Origin of the sequence: Marinobacterium sp. xm-d-579 (genome assembly GCF_013282935.1) — a bacterium.
Lineage (GTDB): Bacteria > Pseudomonadota > Gammaproteobacteria > Pseudomonadales > Balneatricaceae > Marinobacterium_E.
Map to the genome: position 1 here is coordinate 238520 of NZ_WBYP01000002.1, position 14884 is coordinate 253403.

Consider the following 14884-nt stretch of genomic DNA (forward strand, 5'->3'; position numbering starts at 1 on the left):
TAATGTCTCCGGTACTAATTACGCAGTAGCTGCTGATGGATCTGGGTTTTCAGCTTTAGCTACTGTGCTGCCTGCACGTACGGTCTGCCATACGTTGTAAGCCATTAGAAGCATACCGGTTACGAAGAAGACACCGCCTAGGAAACGTACAAAGTAACCTGGGTGGCTCGCTTCTAGGGCTTCTACGAAGCTGTAAGTAAGCGTGCCGTCTTCGTTAACTGCGCGCCACATTAGACCCTGTAGGATACCGTTAACCCACATTGCACAGATGTAAAGAACTGTACCGATTGTTGCCAACCAGAAGTGAGTGTTGATTAGGCCGACGCTGTACATCTGAGCCTTACCAAACAGCTTAGGAATCATGTGGTAAACCGCGCCGATAGAGATCATTGCAACCCAACCTAGAGCACCAGCGTGTACGTGGCCGATAGTCCAGTCAGTGTTGTGAGACAGTGCGTTGACTGTCTTGATTGCCATCATTGGGCCTTCGAATGTTGACATACCGTAGAAGGATAGAGAGACAACAAGGAAGCGAAGAACTGGGTCTGTGCGAAGCTTATGCCAAGCGCCAGATAGCGTCATCATACCGTTGATCATACCGCCCCAAGAAGGTGCAAGAAGGATCAAAGACATAACCATACCGACTGACTGAGTCCAATCTGGAAGCGCAGAGTAGTGTAGGTGGTGACCACCAGCCCACATGTACGTCGCGATCAGTGCCCAGAAGTGAACGATCGATAGACGGTATGAGTAGATTGGACGCTCTGCTTGCTTAGGTACGAAGTAGTACATCATGCCTAGGAAGCCTGCCGTTAGGAAGAAGCCTACTGCGTTGTGTCCGTACCACCACTGTACCATCGCGTCGACAACGCCAGGGTAGACTGAGTAAGACTTCCAAAGTGTAACAGGCATAGAGATGCTGTTAACGATGTGAAGCACTGCAACAGTGATAATAAATGCCATGTAGAACCAGTTGCCCACGTAGATGTGCGACGTTTTACGGTTCTTAACGGTACCTAGGAACACGATTGCGTATGAGATCCATACGACCGCGATCAAGATATCGATAGGCCATTCAAGTTCAGCGTACTCTTTAGTGGTTGTCAGACCCATCGGCAGCGTGATTGCTGCTGCGACGATGACTGCTTGCCAACCCCAGAAAGTGAACGATGCTAAACCGTCAGAGATTAGACGCGTCTGACAGGTGCGCTGTACAACGTAGTAAGACGTTGCAAATAGTGCACATCCGCCAAAGGCGAAGATAACTGCGTTGGTATGCAACGGACGAAGACGTCCGAAAGAGAACCATGCAGTGTCGAAGTTAAGTGCCGGCCAGACTAGTTGTGCGGCGATGAGTACACCCATCGTCATACCAACTATGCCCCAGACTACAGTCATGATGGCGAACTGGCGTACAACTTTGTAGTTGTAGGTCGTGTTTGCTGTTGCAGTGCTCATTTCATGCTCTCATCAAAGCTAAGTGAATTGATAGTTTTTGAAACCGTTGCGAATTATCAGTTATGAGGCAAGATTTTTCAATGCAAAACGCCCTTAAATAGGGCGTTGTAGCTATCCATTAGTATTATCTAATAAGGCTATTGTCGTGAATTTTAAAAAGGCGGATATGATTCTTGGTTAGTATAAGTTACTGATATTTATTGATTTAATTGTTTATTACGATTGGTTCAAACTATATATCTGTTTATTATTTGTTCGATTTTAGTCAATTTGTTGATTCATCAAAAATAACGCTTTTTTGATATGTATCAATTTTCATGAATGTGACTGATTTTTGCTATTACGACGGCTAACTCGTTAAACTGTCGCCTCTGTTTTAGGGAGAGGTTCCTTTGAATCACATTATTATCTATTGTCGCAGTGGCTTTGAGAGTGAAGCCGCCAGTGAAATATCAGTGAAAGCGGCGGAGGTTGGAGTTTACGGTTATCCGAAGTTTGATGATTTGGCGGGTTATATAGAGTTTGTGATCAATTCCCCTCACAACGCACTGCAGTTGATGAGTAAGTTGCGCTTTCGCGACCTCATCTTTGCACGTCAATGGATCGCCTGTGAGCCTATGCTACAGGGCGTTTCGTCAAAAGATCGTTTAACACCCATCAGTGAAGCGGTTGCTAAGCTGCCCAAAGCCTCTGAGTTGTTGGTTGAGAGTGCTGATACTACTGATGGCCGCAACCTTAATGGTTTGGCTAAAAAACTCGGTAGTGCTGCAGCAGGCTTTTTACGACAGCAGGATCTTTTATTGCCGAGAAAATCGAAAGCGGATTATCGCCTACATATCTTCCTGCTCGAAAATAATCAGATTTGGGTCGGTGTCAGTCCGATCAATAACAGTTCCAAATGGGAGCAGGGGATTAAACGTCTTAAATTCCCAGCCGATGCACCGAGCCGCTCTACATTAAAACTTGAAGAGGCGTGGCACTACTTTATCCCACAAAAAGCCTGGGATGAGAGGTTGCAGCGCGGTATGAAAGCAGTGGATTTGGGGGCGGCCCCCGGTGGTTGGACCTATCAGCTGGTTAAACGCGGCATGTTTGTCACAGCGGTTGATAATGGGCCCATGAAGGGTGATCTAATGGAGACCGGTCAGGTTGATCACCAACGCGAGGATGCCTTTACCTTTGCCCCCGCTAAGCCAGTGGATCTGATGGTGTGTGATGTCGTTGATAAACCGACACGTGTCATTGAGTTGATGGCAAAGTGGGCCATTAATGGCTGGGCTGATCGTTTGATCTTCAACTTAAAGTTGCCAATGAAAAAGCGCTACATTGAAGTATCAGATCGAATAGAGCAGTTGGAGATGATTCTTCAGGAGCATGAAAAACCCTACCGTCTGGTCAGCAAGCATCTCTACCACGACCGTGAAGAGATCACTTGCTACCTGGAGTTAGACGTCTAATCAGTGCTCGTAGATTTTGATCAGCTCGTCACGCTCTAACATAGGGCGGAGTTTGTTCATCAGTTCAAGACGTTCTTGAGATTGATACCAACGCTCCCAGTCAGCCAGTGTGCTGTAAGTGGCAATGACTAAGCGGTGCTCTGGGTCATTGATGTCATGCATGACCTCACCTTTGATAAAGCCTGGTGAGCGCATAGACGCTTGCAGAGTCTCTTTAGCAATGGCCGTGTATTGTGGCTCTAGTTCGGCAGGAACCTTGCGGTTTATAAAAACCTTGATCATCGATTTGTCCTCTAACTACTTGTTATACCTTGAGAATAGCGCTCGGATTTGTCTAGGTAAAGGTGAATCGGGCTTAAACTCGTTGGAGTTTTTAAAAACTATTTGCGACAATGCGCGACTTGATTGAAAGGATAGTGCAATGAGCATTGAAAAACCCATTGAACAGCTGGATGCGCGCGGCCTCTACTGCCCAGAGCCAGTGATGATGTTGCATGGTAAAATTGCTCAACTTCAAACGGGTGATCTCTTTGAAGTGATCGCGACGGACCCCTCTACAGAGCGTGATATCCCAAAGTTTTGTAACTTCTTAGGGCACGAGTTGGTCAGTCATGAAGTGAAGGATGATCTTTTCATCTATCGAATACGGAAAGGTGGATGAGTAAAATCATTCAACAGATAGCCTCTGATACAGAGCGTCTTCTGCAAGAGGCAGAAGAGATTTTAATCAGAGTTGAACAACAAGTTGATCGAACTGAACCTCGTCAACTTCAAGAGAATAAAACAGTGACAGAACAGAACACAGCTAAGCCTCGCAATAAAAACCGTGAAGCTAACCAAGCCGCAGTCGAACTGCTTATTGCCGCTTACCCCAACACATTTAGCCTGGAAGAACCCAAGCCTCTGAAAATTGGTATTCAAGAGGACTTAGTGGCGGATGAAAAAGTAAGTCGCGGTAAGATTAAGCGTGCGCTAGCGACTTATGTTCGTAACCCACGTTACCTTCAGTCAATGGTTGTTGGCGCTCAGCGTGTCGATTTGACCGGTGCTGAAGTAGCTGAAGTGACTTCTGAAGACGAAAAACACGCTAAAGCTAAGCTAGACGAATACAAGCAGCGCCGTAAAGAGCGCCATCAAGAGGCTCGTAAACAACAACGCGTTGCTCAAAAAGAGGAGCGTCTTACCTCTAAACTAGAAGCTCTCGTTAAGAAGTTCTAATCGCTTAGCCAGGGCAGCGGTGCTCGCTGCTCTGTCTTGCTCTCCCCTTGAACTCTGAATTTCTGCCTATATATTAGTAGTTAATGATATAGGAGATGTTATGAGTCAATCAGTTAATCTCAGCTGCCCCCACTGTTTAGCAACCAATCGAGTGCCTAAAGATAAGCTCGATAGAGGGCCTGCCTGCGGTAAATGCCGAAAAGCGATTTTTACTCAGCAACCGATCGCCCTGAGCGAAGAGAATTTCGCTAAGTTTATTCGCAATACGGATATTCCCGTTATTGTTGATTTCTGGGCAGGTTGGTGTGGACCCTGTCGAATGATGGCACCCGCGTTTGCCGAAGTGGCAAAACGCACTGAACCAAACGTGCGCTTCGTTAAAGTTGATACCGAAGCCAATCAACAGTTGGCCGCTCGCTATAACATCAGAAGCCTACCAACCGTTGTCCGTTTTGAGGGCGGTAAAGAGGTTAAGCGTCAGTCGGGCGCAATGAACATCAGCCAGCTGCAGCAGTGGGTGGGTTAATTCAGTTCTGATTACCCGGACGAAGTCCACACTGATCCAAAATATTCTGCCAAGATTGGGTGTGGTTCTCTCGAGCTTTTAGATACCTAGACCAGACCTCTCCTTCGGGATGGGTATAGGTGTCTAGCCATCGGCTTTGAGGGAGGTTGAGTGACGCGATGATGGCTTGATGAAGGTTACTCCATTGGCGGCCTGTACGTTCAACCTGAGCGATGTAGGGTTGCAAACTGTTGACGTAAAACTTCATAAAGACGTTCCAGAGTATCTCTGACTTCTGGTTTTGCCTCTGATTAAAGCAGATCGGTCTGTCATTGAGTCTTTGGTTAATCGCTTCTGAGGTCTGCTCTAAAACCTGAGTTAACAGTGCCATGCTGGCGAGCCACTCTGATCCGAAATTGGATCGATAGAGCGTTTCGTAGTCACGCTCTAGCTCATTGGCAAAAGAGGGTGTTTGCCAGTCTGTATTGTTTTGGGTTTCAGCGATCTCAGCAAAGCGCTGCATTGTCAGCATTAACTCTGAGGTTGAGTAGTCTGCATCGGGTAACAGTGGTGCAGCCCCCAGTGAGAAGTGTTGTTCCATCTCTGGGCTGCTGTATAGGCTGTTCCATATCTGCTTTGGCCAGTTATCGCTCTTGATCTGATTGATCTCTTGAACACGCGCTAACACATCAGTTTGACTACTGTCACCTGTGAGCAGCTTCTGACAGCTGCGTAATTTTGGGATGAACCCCAGTTCGTAAATCAGTCGTTGTGAGCCACCGGCCAATTTGCCAAGGCTGGTGTTTCTCTGTGCGATTAGATCGATCAGCCCGCACTGCTTAAGATCGAGAACATCGATCAGGCCTTCGGTAATGGGTCTCAGGGTTTCAGTTCGCTCTCTTCGATCGGGAAGAATGGGGTAGAGCTTAGAGGTTTTGTTCAGTTGAAGATCAAAATCGATATCTATGGCTCGACTGGTCCGCTCGGCATAGGTCTCAACCAGGGACTGGGCTGGATCGGTATCGATACAGCCCGCGATAAAACTAGTTGAAATTAGGAGGGTTAACCAGTGCTTCATTGGATAGCTTATAGAGTCGTTTTATCAGTAGTACGGCGGCAAAGCTTAAGCCGATGAGTATGCCTAACCAGTAACCAACAGCCCCCATCTCTAAATGTTCGGCAATGATATACCCACTGGGTAGCCCAAGTATCCAGTAAGCGATAAACGCGATCAGCAGTGGGATTCGAGTATCCTTGTATCCGCGCAGTGCGCCATTCGCGGTCAGCTGGAGCGCATCGGAGAATTGGTAGAGTGCAGCGTAGCTAAGCAGGGTTGAGGCGATGGCGATGAGTTCAGCATCTTTAGAGAAGAGTGCAGCAATGCCATCGGACAGGATAAACAGAATCGTTGAGCTGAAGCAGGCGATCAAAAGGGCGATGCGCAGTCCCAGGAATCCTACTTGCTGGGCGTCAGCAAAGCGTTTAGCGCCATTGAGCTGGCCAACCCTAATGGTGACGGCCAAGCAGAGTGAGAGCGGCATCATAAAGATCAGGCTCGATATCGAGAGTGTGATCTGGTGAGCAGAGATCACCGTTGCACCGTAATCGGCCAAATAGAGCGCAATCAGGCAGAACATGGTGGTCTCAACACCAAGGCTCGCGGCAATCGGTATGCCAATAGAGAGCTGATGTTTGATCTTCTCTCTGTTCGGTTTGAGGGTCTGTTTGAAGAGGTTCAACGGTTTGAAATAGCGGCTGTAGATCAGATAAGCAGCACCGGCTATGAACATGTACCAGAATACAATCGTTGTCGCCCATCCACAGCCCACGCCGCCCATTTTAGGCATACCCAGTTTGCCGAAGATGAGTATGTAGTTGAGAGGTAGATTGAGCAGTACAGCGCTGATGCCAATTTTCATGACGATCTTTGTCTGCCCATGTCCCTCAGCAAAAGCCCTGATCGATTGATAGAGCAGCATGCCTGGTATGCCCCAGCTGATCGCAAACAGATAGTCATTGGCTGTGGATTTCAGAGCCGGTTCTACAGACAGTAGGGTAAGAATCCAGTCAGAGGCGCCATTGATGAAAAGCCAGCTGAGCACGCCGATCGCAAGTGTGATCAGAAGATTGTTAAACAATTCTGAGGCGGTCTCCTCTTCACGTTTTCCGCCAACATGATGTGCCACGATCGGAGTCAATGCCATCATAGCGCCTGCTAAGGATAGCGAGAGTGGCGTCCATATACTGGAGCCCAGAGCGATAGCTGCCAGCTCTTCAGCGCCCGCCCAAGAGGCCATCAGAGTATCGGATAGACTCATCGCTGTTTGCGAGGACTGAGCCAGCAGCATGGGCCAGGCAAGGTGTAGTAGCTGCTTGATCTCTACTCTGGAGTTGGGCGGAAAAAATGACATGCTATTTCTTGTATCAGGGGCGCTTAAAGCTCTCCTGCCTCCTCAAGCACTGTCCGTGCAATACGAAAGCACTCAACGGCTGCAGGCACACCGGCATAGATGCCGACGGCATGAATAGCTGCTCGAATCTCGTCAACACTGCAACCATTATTCAATGCGCCCTTGCAGTGGGTTGCCCATTCGTGACTTTTGCCCATGGCGCCAAGCATCGCTAGATTCATTAACGAACGTGTTTTGGGATCAATGGCATCATCGCCCCAACCAAATCCCCAGCACCAAGCGGTCATCGCCTCCTGAAAGGGGCGGTTAAAGTCATCAGCAGCGGCTAGGTTTTTATCAACGTATTCAGCACCCAGTGTGCTGCGACGCATCTCTAAACCCTTATCAAAAAAGTTATCCATGTTGATCTCCTGATCGTTTCAGTCACACATAAAAAAACCGGGCACACAGTGTCCGGTTTTTTACATCGATTTGGAAGATTAATCGATACGAACTTTTACATAGCTACCAGGTGCGGCTTCAAGCGGTTTGTTCTCTTTGCTACCCAGAGTTTTCGGTGCATCCACTTTTTTACCAGCACGACGACGAACCCACTCAGCCCAGTTTGGCCACCAAGAACCTTCAACTTTTTCAGAGGTTTCAAACCAGTGGTCAGCGCCTTGGCCCTGCTCACCTTTAACCCAGTAGTTGCGACGGTTTTTAGAAGCTGGGTTGATTACGCCGGCAACGTGACCGCTTGCGCCAAGGACGAACTCGATCTCTGAACCAAAGGTCTCTGTCGCTTTGAAGGTCGCTTTCCAAGGGGCAATGTGGTCTTCAATGGTCGATAGGAAGTAACAAGGGATCTTGATCTCGCCAAGATCGATCTTTTCACCACAGATCTCCAGTGCATTCGGCTCAACCAGTTTGTTCTCTAGGTACATCTTATTGATGTAGTAGGTGTACATGGCCGCTGGCAGATTGGTGCTGTCCGAGTTCCAGTAGAGGATATCAAACGGCGGTGGTGTCTGACCTTTTAGGTAGTTGTTAACAACGTAAGACCAGATGAGATCGTTCGAGCGCAGCATGTTGAACGACGTCGCCATTTCGCGTCCGTTTAGGAAGCCTGCTTGGCTCACTTTCTGCTCCAGCTGTTTGACTTGATAGTCATCAATGAAGACGCAGAGATCACCTGGATCAGAGAAGTCAGTCAGCGTAGTTAAGAAGGTCGCGCTTGCGATACTGGTGTCTTTACGCTTCGCCATTACTGCTAGTGCAGTTGCTGTTAATGTGCCACCGACACACCAGCTCACCGTGTTGATCTTATCGCTGCCAGAGACCTCTTTGGTCACACGAACGGCTTCGAAGATACCCTCTGATACAAGATCATCCCAGCTGAGGTTTGACTGTTCGGAGGTTGGGTTGCGCCAAGAGACTAGGAACGTATTTTGGCCCTGTTCAACACAGTACTTAACGAATGAGTTGTGTGGCTGAAGATCAAGGATGTAGAACTTGTTGATGCTCGGTGGAATGATCAAAGTCGGGCGAGTGTAAACCTGTTCACCCTCTGGTTTGTAGTGAATCAGCTGAATGACATCGTTCTGGAAGATAACAGAGCCTTCGGTTGTCGCAAGGTTCTCGCCCAGCGTAAACGCGCTCTCGTCAGTCATTGAGATGCGACCTTTCTCAAAGTCGGCTAGCAGGTTTTTCATACCATCAAGCAGTGACTGACCCTTAGTATCAAGTGCCTGTTGAAGAACTTCAGGGTTGGTTGCTGCAAAGTTGGTTGGCGACATAGCATCGATGAACTGGCGTGTGTAGAACTCCAGCTTGTTCTGCTCTTGATCCGATAGGTTCGCGCTCTCAGCCATCTGAGTCAGCATCTTAGAGCTCAACAGGTAAGACTGCTTGATGTAGTCGTAGATAGGGTTCGTTGACCACTCTTCAGCCTGGAAACGACGATCGCCACGCTCTGGCTCAGCAACCGGTGCTTCAGTAGTATTACCGGTTAACAAGTTGCGCCATAGGTTAAACTGCGCAGTCTGGTAGTCGGCGATTGCTCGCATCCACAGTGTTGGATCTTGCAGTGAACGCGTCGCAAGTTCAGTCCATGACTTGGTGAATTGAGAGAACATATCCTCAGCACCCTTGCCAGAGAAGTTTTCAAGCATCTTGCTTGTCTCTTGACTTACGTAGTTGATGAACTCTTGAGGATCAGTAGGTCCGTTACCTTTATTCGCCATGGTAAAACTCCAGTGTGAATGACGTTTAATGCAGTCAATGTTGCACCGCAAAATATTATCGTAGAATAACCCCAAGATTCGTAGGGAACAAGTTAGAGGTTAGTCTTACTCTATGGCTTTAATGTTAAGGGATTTTTAAATCGTGAAATTGTTGGAACTAATGACGACAGAGGGGTGCCATCTGTGTGATCAAGCACTCCCTCTGTTGGTCTCGGGTATCGATCCGTCAAAGTACGAAGTGGATCTGGTCGATATAGCCTTTGATGATGAGTTGATGAATCAATACGCCACCCGGATACCGGTATTGGTCGATCCTCAATCTAAGCAGTCACTCGATTGGCCGTTTGATGCTGAGCAGTTGAGTCAGTTTATTCAATCAGTTGAGTGCTAGTAGAGCCTGTTCGGTCGGTGTAAGCATCTGTCGTGGTTGGCCTTTACGCTGTGCGTAGATGACAGAGAAGCTGAGAACATTCTGCACAATAGGTACGCGTCTCATCAAAGGGGATGAGCTCTATGAATATCTCCAACGGCAAATCCTCACGGCCCTTTAGCCATCGGCTGACACGATGAGGCCCCGCATTATAGGCTGCCGTTGCATAGATCCGGTTCTTATCAAATTGACGATACATCTGCGCTAGGTAGGCCGTACCCAGCTGTACATTAAAATCGGGATCGTAGAGGCGGTTACTACTTTTATACTTCACCTTGATTGATTTGGCAGTTCGCTTAGCCGTTCTCGGCATAAGCTGCATGAGCCCTCTAGCACCAACACTGGATCGAGCCCAGGGGAATAGGGCGCTCTCCTGTCTAGCAAGAGCCTGTGCCCAGATAGGGTCTATATTTCGCTTATTGGCATGTTTGATAAAGAGACTCTCAAACCCCTCTGGGAAGCGAAGGTCCATATCATTCCAAAACTCATGGTAAGCGGCGGCTAGAATTCCCTGTTGGTACCAACCTAGCTCATTCATCAAGTGCGCGGCGTGTTGGATCTCATTCGAAGACATCGTCTCTATCCAACGATTAAACTCAGATCGTGAAACTGTATAGCGATCAAGCGCTGTCAGCTCTTTAATGCGCAGATAGTGTTTGGAGTCTCTTAATTTAGCTAGCAGGGTTGGATCAAGCGTGATCGGTTCATGATTCAAATCAGCGGGTTGCCCAAGATGATCAGCTGCTAGAAATCCGTAAAAACTGCGTTTGGTACGAAGTGTATCTAATATCTCTGTTCGCATTGGATTATTGGGGAGTGCGGCTAGCCAATATTGCCAACGAGGGGAGTCTTGCAGCTCTTTAGGGAGCTTGGCAATCAGGGTGGCGACCTCCTGCCAGTCCTGTTCAAGCAGGGCTAAGCGTATGCGCCATTCAGTGAGTTCAGCACTGGCAAAGGTTGGATCAAGCTTGGCGAGTTTGATTCGATCATGTGCATCAAGCTCCTTAGCGACCCTTACACCAACACGCGTGAGCTCTTGTAAATTATCCGCCAGACTCAGATCAAATCCTTTGCCCAGTTTTAGCAACAGATTTAACGCTTCATATGGGTCGTGACGATACGCACGTTCAATCGCAATGCGTTGAATTTTGGCGAGCTGCTTAGCTGAGTAACCGCTGCCCATTCGAAGGACTTTAAAGGGTGATCGATAGACCGATCGAGCCGCATCAGCAATGCGACGATCAGACTCTGACTTAACAAAGCGCAGCGCATAACCCGACAGTCCCCATTTGTTGGCATCCAACGCATTGAGAACCCGTTTGAGTGCGACATCGCTGGTCAGATCACCATTGGCTCTAAACAGTCTGAATAGATCATCACAACTGTCTGGCTGAGAGCGGCCCACACTCCAGAGTGATGCCGCAAGTTTAGAGGCTTCAGTTGTGCGCTTTTGTCGATAGAGAGCTTCGGCATAGCGACACTGCATCTCAGTATTAGGGGAATCGATCTCAGTGTAGTGGCTGAGGAATGCCCCCCAATCTCTCTTTTCCCCTAGATGCTCTGTGTAGTTGAAACGCAATAGCCCCTCTAAGTGTGAATCAGGGTACCGGTTGGCAAACTGTTGAATATCCTCTGGCTTGAGTCGATTCAGTTCGGCACTGTACTGATTGAAGACTAGGTAGGGGTAGAGAGGGTAAGACTCGAGCTGTTTAGCGGCGGGGTCATCAAGATCTAAGCGACCCAGTTTGGCGAGTCTCTCGGCTTTTAGAAATGCGAGTTGCTCTGCACTCTCTTTACCTTTGGCCATGGATTCTATGCTGATGGCAAAAGTGCTAAAGAGAATGGGGGCTAAGTATTTGTTCAATTTATTCGTTGTTAACAAAGCTCGCACTCAAATAAGTCTCTGCACTAACTATGGTTTAAATCTGCAAAAATTTCACCCCTTGTCAGGTTAATTTTTAGCAACTGAGTTAAACTACGCGACCAGTTTTACAATTAAGCGACTCACATGGCATTTATTCGATTTGATCAGGTCTCTCTGGCCTTTGGTACCCGAGCAATTTTAGACAACGCAAACCTGCAAATTGAGGCGGGTGAGCGAGTAGCGCTGGTCGGTATTAACGGTACGGGTAAATCAACCCTACTAAAAATCGTTTCGGGTGAAATGGACGTTGATAGCGGTGTCATTTGGCGCAGCCCAACCGCTCGAATTGCTCAGTTACCACAGAGCCTACCCGCGGCCGATGAACGATCGGTTCGCAGTGTTGTAGAAGCAGGTTTGGCTGATCTGGTTGAGTTGCGAGATCGCTACGAGACATTACTGGCTAACAGTAATGCTTCGCTCGATGAGTTGGAGCGTCTTCAGCATGATCTGGAAGCCCGTGATGCTTGGTCACTTGAGACGCGTGTGGATCGCATTCTTAGTCAACTTCAGCTACCTGGCGAAAAGCTGATGTCTGAACTCTCAGGTGGCTGGCGCCGTCGAGCTGCCTTAGGGGCTGCACTGGTTCAAAGCCCTGATCTGTTGCTGCTGGATGAGCCAACCAACCACTTGGATATTGAGACCATCGAGTGGTTAGAAGAGGTATTAGCCGCTTACAAAGGCGGGCTTCTATTTATCTCGCACGACCGTGCTCTAGTCGAGCGTTTAGCAACCCGTATTATTGAGTTAGACCGAGGTCAGTTGGTCGACTTTCCAGGCAGTTATGCAACCTACCTTACGCAAAAAGAGAAATTGCTCGAGGAGGAGGCCAAGCAGGCTGCTCTGTTTGATAAAAAATTGGCGCAGGAAGAGGCGTGGATACGTCAAGGTATCAAAGCTCGTCGTACCCGTAACGAGGGACGTGTTCGTGCTCTGAAGCAGCTGCGTGTTGAGCGATCCGAACGCCGTGAACGTCAGGGTAAAGCCAAGTTCGATGTGGAAGAGGCGGTTCGCTCGGGTAAGTTGGTGGCCGAGCTGCAGAATGTCTCGCTGAGTTATGCGGGACAGCCAGTCGTTAAGGATCTGTCAGTGCGTATTCAGCGAGGCGATCGCATCGGTCTGATTGGTCCGAACGGTATTGGTAAGAGTTCGCTGCTTAAGTTGATTTTAGGGGAGCAGGCTCCGGATCAGGGGGATGTGCGCCTTGGTAGCCAACTGGTGGTGGGTTATTTCGATCAGCTGCGTGGCCAAGTGGACCCCGAGAAGAGCATCATCGATAACGTCTCAGGCGGTCGTGAAAGTATCGATATTAACGGTCGATCACGTCATATCATCAGTTATCTTCAAGATTTCCTGTTCACACCAGAGCGTGCGCGCACACCGGTTAAAGCCCTGTCCGGCGGCGAGACTAACCGCGTGATGTTGGCTAAGTTGTTCAGTCAGCCCTCGAACCTGTTGGTGCTCGATGAGCCGACCAATGACTTGGATGTCGAGACACTGGAGCTGCTCGAAGAGATTCTGCTCGACTATCAAGGGACTCTTTTGTTGGTGAGCCATGATCGTCAATTCCTCGATAACATCGTCACCAGCACGCTTGCGTTTGAGGGTGAGGGTGTCATTCGTGAATATGTGGGCGGTTACAACGACTGGTTACGTCAGCGACCTAAAAATGTAGTGACTCAGAGTGTTGTACCAAAATCTGAGCCAGCTAAACCGGGTAAAAAGGAAGCTGCAGAGGCTAAAAAGCCCGTTAAACTCACCTATAAACTGCAGCGAGAGTTGGACATGCTTCCAGAACAGATGGAGCAGACTGAAGCGGCCGTTGAAGCGCAGCAGGCCGTTTGTGGTTCAGCGGACTTTTATCAGCGACCTCATGAAGAGGTCACCGCTGAACTTGAAAAGTTAAGCACTCTAGAAGCCCAGCTGGAGACGCAGATGGAGCGCTGGATGGAGTTAGAGGCGATGGCTGAGGGTTAATGCCCCAATCGTACGGCCAGAATATCGCACTCTGCGCCGTGCAGAACGCCATTGGAGGTGGACCCAAGTAACAGCGATAGACCATGGCGACCGTGAGAGCCAATCACGATGAGATCAGTTTTAAGATCTTTCGCGACGGCATGAATCTCTGAACCAGTGTTGCCCGTTGCGACAATCGCTTTATTAACAGGGTAGCCAAGGCTGGTGGCAAGGGCGCTCAGTTTAGACTCGGCGTGGTTCTCAATTTGAGTTTGGATGTCGGCAATGTCGACAGGGATCTCACCGCCATAGGCGTAGCTGACAATCTCGACCACATGAATCAGATTGAGCTCAGCTTGATTCTGTTCGGCTAGCAGTTTGGCTCTTTCAAGCACAACACCAGACTCTTCAGAAAGGTCGATGGCAACAAGAATACGATTGTAGTGACTCATGGTGATTCTCCCTGTTTAGTCCCTACTACTATTAATAGCAGACAAGAAGGTTTTTAACATATGAAGTGGGCAATTATTGTTCTGATCATGCTCTCTTTGATCGGTTCTATGATGTGGGTCATGCCAAGTCCTCGTCAGCGCTTCCAATCTAAGCTCAGACTAGAGGCACGCAAGCTCGGTTTTCAGGTGCAGCTATCGCGTCTAGAGATACCCAGAGCCAAGGGCGAGATGGAGTCAGAAATTATCAACATGGCGGCTTACCGTATGCTGCGTGGCAAATTGGATCGATCAGCAAAAGAGCAGTGGGTTGAGTGGATGGTGGCTCGAGTCGACGCCATGGCCGCTGATGGCCTTCCTGAGGGCTGGTCCTGGGCAAAGGGTGAAAGATCTTTGAGTCCTACTAAGCTGAAAGCGCTCAGTGATTGGCTTGATCAGTTGCCTGAAGAGGTCGTTGCGGTTGAATCAACCGCCATTCACCTGACGCTCTATTGGCGCGAACCCGAGCGGGCTGGCGCACTGGATGAGCTAGGTGAAAAGGCCAATCAACTGTTAACGGAGATGATTTAATGAGCGGCGAGTTAACCCCAGGGATTTACAGACACTATAAAGGCAATGACTACGAAGTGATTGGAACCGCCAGACACTCAGAGACAGAAGAGTTGATGGTGGTCTATCGAACACTCTATGGCAACTTCGATCTCTGGGTGCGTCCCTATGAGATGTTTGTTGAAAAAGTGCGTTTAGAGTCTGGGGAAGTGGTTGATCGATTTTCACTGATCTAAACAGCTCTCTTAGCACTTATTATTAAGGCGTTTATTTGCATTTATTTTTTAGCGCTGTATTGTTGCGCCGAT

The 14884-nt window shown here is 48.6% G+C and carries 16 protein-coding genes; 8 read left to right on the top strand and 8 right to left on the bottom strand.

What is annotated here, in order from left to right:
- Positions 1-18: 18 nt before the first annotated feature.
- Positions 19-1458 carry a cytochrome-c oxidase, cbb3-type subunit I gene (gene ccoN, locus XMD579_RS04825; protein ID WP_173480788.1) on the bottom strand — a complete coding sequence of 480 codons (1440 nt, stop codon included), beginning with the start codon at positions 1456-1458 and terminating at the stop codon, positions 19-21.
- Between the two features lie 392 nt (positions 1459-1850).
- Here ccoN and rlmM point away from each other — a divergent pair, with 392 nt between their 5' ends.
- Positions 1851-2915 (top strand): 23S rRNA (cytidine(2498)-2'-O)-methyltransferase RlmM, encoded by a 1065-nt coding sequence (rlmM, locus tag XMD579_RS04830; RefSeq protein ID WP_173505961.1) that lies wholly within the window; start codon positions 1851-1853, stop codon positions 2913-2915.
- On the opposite strand, the gene XMD579_RS04835 is transcribed toward rlmM, so the two are convergent.
- Positions 2916-3197, bottom strand: coding sequence for an antibiotic biosynthesis monooxygenase (locus XMD579_RS04835; RefSeq protein WP_173480790.1), 282 nt, complete (start codon positions 3195-3197; stop codon positions 2916-2918).
- Between the two features lie 139 nt (positions 3198-3336).
- On the opposite strand from XMD579_RS04835, the gene tusA reads away from it, so the two are divergent.
- The 3 genes from tusA (at position 3337) to trxC (ending at position 4659) form a co-directional block, all read left to right on the top strand.
- Positions 3337-3576, top strand: coding sequence for a sulfurtransferase TusA (gene tusA, locus XMD579_RS04840; RefSeq protein ID WP_173480791.1), 240 nt, complete (start codon positions 3337-3339; stop codon positions 3574-3576).
- A complete protein-coding gene (locus XMD579_RS04845) occupies positions 3573-4133 on the top strand; it encodes a ProQ/FINO family protein (RefSeq protein ID WP_173505962.1) in 561 nt (186 codons plus the stop codon). The genes tusA and XMD579_RS04845 overlap by 4 nt, the downstream gene beginning before the upstream one ends.
- Before the next feature lie 100 nt (positions 4134-4233).
- Positions 4234-4659, top strand: coding sequence for a thioredoxin TrxC (trxC, locus tag XMD579_RS04850; RefSeq protein WP_173505963.1), 426 nt, complete (start codon positions 4234-4236; stop codon positions 4657-4659).
- A 1-nt stretch (position 4660) separates the two neighbouring features.
- Here the strand turns inward: trxC and XMD579_RS04855 are convergent, their stop codons facing one another.
- The 4 genes from XMD579_RS04855 to XMD579_RS04870 form a co-directional block, all read right to left on the bottom strand.
- On the bottom strand, positions 4661-5716 hold the full coding sequence (locus XMD579_RS04855; protein ID WP_173482400.1) for a DUF3080 family protein: 1056 nt from the start codon (positions 5714-5716) through the stop codon (positions 4661-4663).
- A complete protein-coding gene (locus XMD579_RS04860; protein ID WP_173505964.1) occupies positions 5682-7049 on the bottom strand; it encodes an MATE family efflux transporter in 1368 nt (455 codons plus the stop codon). Before XMD579_RS04860 ends, XMD579_RS04855 begins: the two co-directional genes overlap by 35 nt.
- 23 nt (positions 7050-7072) lie before the next feature.
- Positions 7073-7450: a carboxymuconolactone decarboxylase family protein gene (locus XMD579_RS04865; protein WP_173480796.1), complete on the bottom strand. Its 378-nt coding sequence runs from the start codon at positions 7448-7450 to the stop codon at positions 7073-7075.
- A gap of 78 nt (positions 7451-7528) precedes the next feature.
- On the bottom strand, positions 7529-9271 hold the full coding sequence (locus XMD579_RS04870; protein ID WP_173505965.1) for an alpha/beta hydrolase: 1743 nt from the start codon (positions 9269-9271) through the stop codon (positions 7529-7531).
- Positions 9272-9413: 142 nt separating this feature from the next.
- Between XMD579_RS04870 and XMD579_RS04875 the strand changes: the two genes are divergently transcribed.
- Positions 9414-9662, top strand: a complete 249-nt coding sequence (locus XMD579_RS04875; protein WP_371815186.1) for a glutaredoxin family protein — start codon at positions 9414-9416, stop codon at positions 9660-9662.
- Positions 9663-9705: 43 nt separating this feature from the next.
- Here the strand turns inward: XMD579_RS04875 and XMD579_RS04880 are convergent, their stop codons facing one another.
- Entirely contained in the window at positions 9706-11508 is a 1803-nt protein-coding gene (locus XMD579_RS04880; protein WP_173505966.1) for a transglycosylase SLT domain-containing protein, read from the bottom strand.
- A gap of 201 nt (positions 11509-11709) precedes the next feature.
- Between XMD579_RS04880 and XMD579_RS04885 the strand changes: the two genes are divergently transcribed.
- Positions 11710-13599, top strand: coding sequence for an ATP-binding cassette domain-containing protein (locus tag XMD579_RS04885; RefSeq protein ID WP_173505967.1), 1890 nt, complete (start codon positions 11710-11712; stop codon positions 13597-13599).
- Here XMD579_RS04885 and XMD579_RS04890 read toward each other — a convergent pair.
- The gene (locus XMD579_RS04890) at positions 13596-14030 is read right to left on the bottom strand and encodes a universal stress protein (RefSeq protein WP_173480801.1); all 435 of its coding nucleotides are present in this window, start codon (positions 14028-14030) and stop codon (positions 13596-13598) included. The two genes, XMD579_RS04885 and XMD579_RS04890, sit on opposite strands and share 4 nt — an antisense overlap.
- Before the next feature lie 60 nt (positions 14031-14090).
- On the opposite strand from XMD579_RS04890, the gene XMD579_RS04895 reads away from it, so the two are divergent.
- A complete protein-coding gene (locus tag XMD579_RS04895) occupies positions 14091-14597 on the top strand; it encodes a hypothetical protein (RefSeq protein ID WP_173480802.1) in 507 nt (168 codons plus the stop codon).
- Positions 14597-14812 (top strand): DUF1653 domain-containing protein, encoded by a 216-nt coding sequence (locus tag XMD579_RS04900; RefSeq protein WP_173505968.1) that lies wholly within the window; start codon positions 14597-14599, stop codon positions 14810-14812. Before XMD579_RS04895 ends, XMD579_RS04900 begins: the two co-directional genes overlap by 1 nt.
- Positions 14813-14884: the final 72 nt, after the last annotated feature.

Bases quoted from the DNA above. Each gene is read 5' to 3' on its own strand.
- ccoN (WP_173480788.1), bottom strand. From the start codon at position 1,458: ATGAGCACTGCAACAGCAAACACGACCTACAACTACAAAGTTGTACGC.
- XMD579_RS04835 (WP_173480790.1), bottom strand. From the start codon at position 3,197: ATGATCAAGGTTTTTATAAACCGCAAGGTTCCTGCCGAACTAGAGCCA.
- tusA (WP_173480791.1), top strand. From the start codon at position 3,337: ATGAGCATTGAAAAACCCATTGAACAGCTGGATGCGCGCGGCCTCTAC.
- XMD579_RS04845 (WP_173505962.1), top strand. From the start codon at position 3,573: ATGAGTAAAATCATTCAACAGATAGCCTCTGATACAGAGCGTCTTCTG.
- trxC (WP_173505963.1), top strand. From the start codon at position 4,234: ATGAGTCAATCAGTTAATCTCAGCTGCCCCCACTGTTTAGCAACCAAT.
- XMD579_RS04855 (WP_173482400.1), bottom strand. From the start codon at position 5,716: ATGAAGCACTGGTTAACCCTCCTAATTTCAACTAGTTTTATCGCGGGC.
- XMD579_RS04860 (WP_173505964.1), bottom strand. From the start codon at position 7,049: ATGTCATTTTTTCCGCCCAACTCCAGAGTAGAGATCAAGCAGCTACTA.
- XMD579_RS04865 (WP_173480796.1), bottom strand. From the start codon at position 7,450: ATGGATAACTTTTTTGATAAGGGTTTAGAGATGCGTCGCAGCACACTG.
- XMD579_RS04870 (WP_173505965.1), bottom strand. From the start codon at position 9,271: ATGGCGAATAAAGGTAACGGACCTACTGATCCTCAAGAGTTCATCAAC.
- XMD579_RS04880 (WP_173505966.1), bottom strand. From the start codon at position 11,508: ATGGCCAAAGGTAAAGAGAGTGCAGAGCAACTCGCATTTCTAAAAGCC.
- XMD579_RS04885 (WP_173505967.1), top strand. From the start codon at position 11,710: ATGGCATTTATTCGATTTGATCAGGTCTCTCTGGCCTTTGGTACCCGA.
- XMD579_RS04890 (WP_173480801.1), bottom strand. From the start codon at position 14,030: ATGAGTCACTACAATCGTATTCTTGTTGCCATCGACCTTTCTGAAGAG.
- XMD579_RS04895 (WP_173480802.1), top strand. From the start codon at position 14,091: ATGAAGTGGGCAATTATTGTTCTGATCATGCTCTCTTTGATCGGTTCT.
- XMD579_RS04900 (WP_173505968.1), top strand. From the start codon at position 14,597: ATGAGCGGCGAGTTAACCCCAGGGATTTACAGACACTATAAAGGCAAT.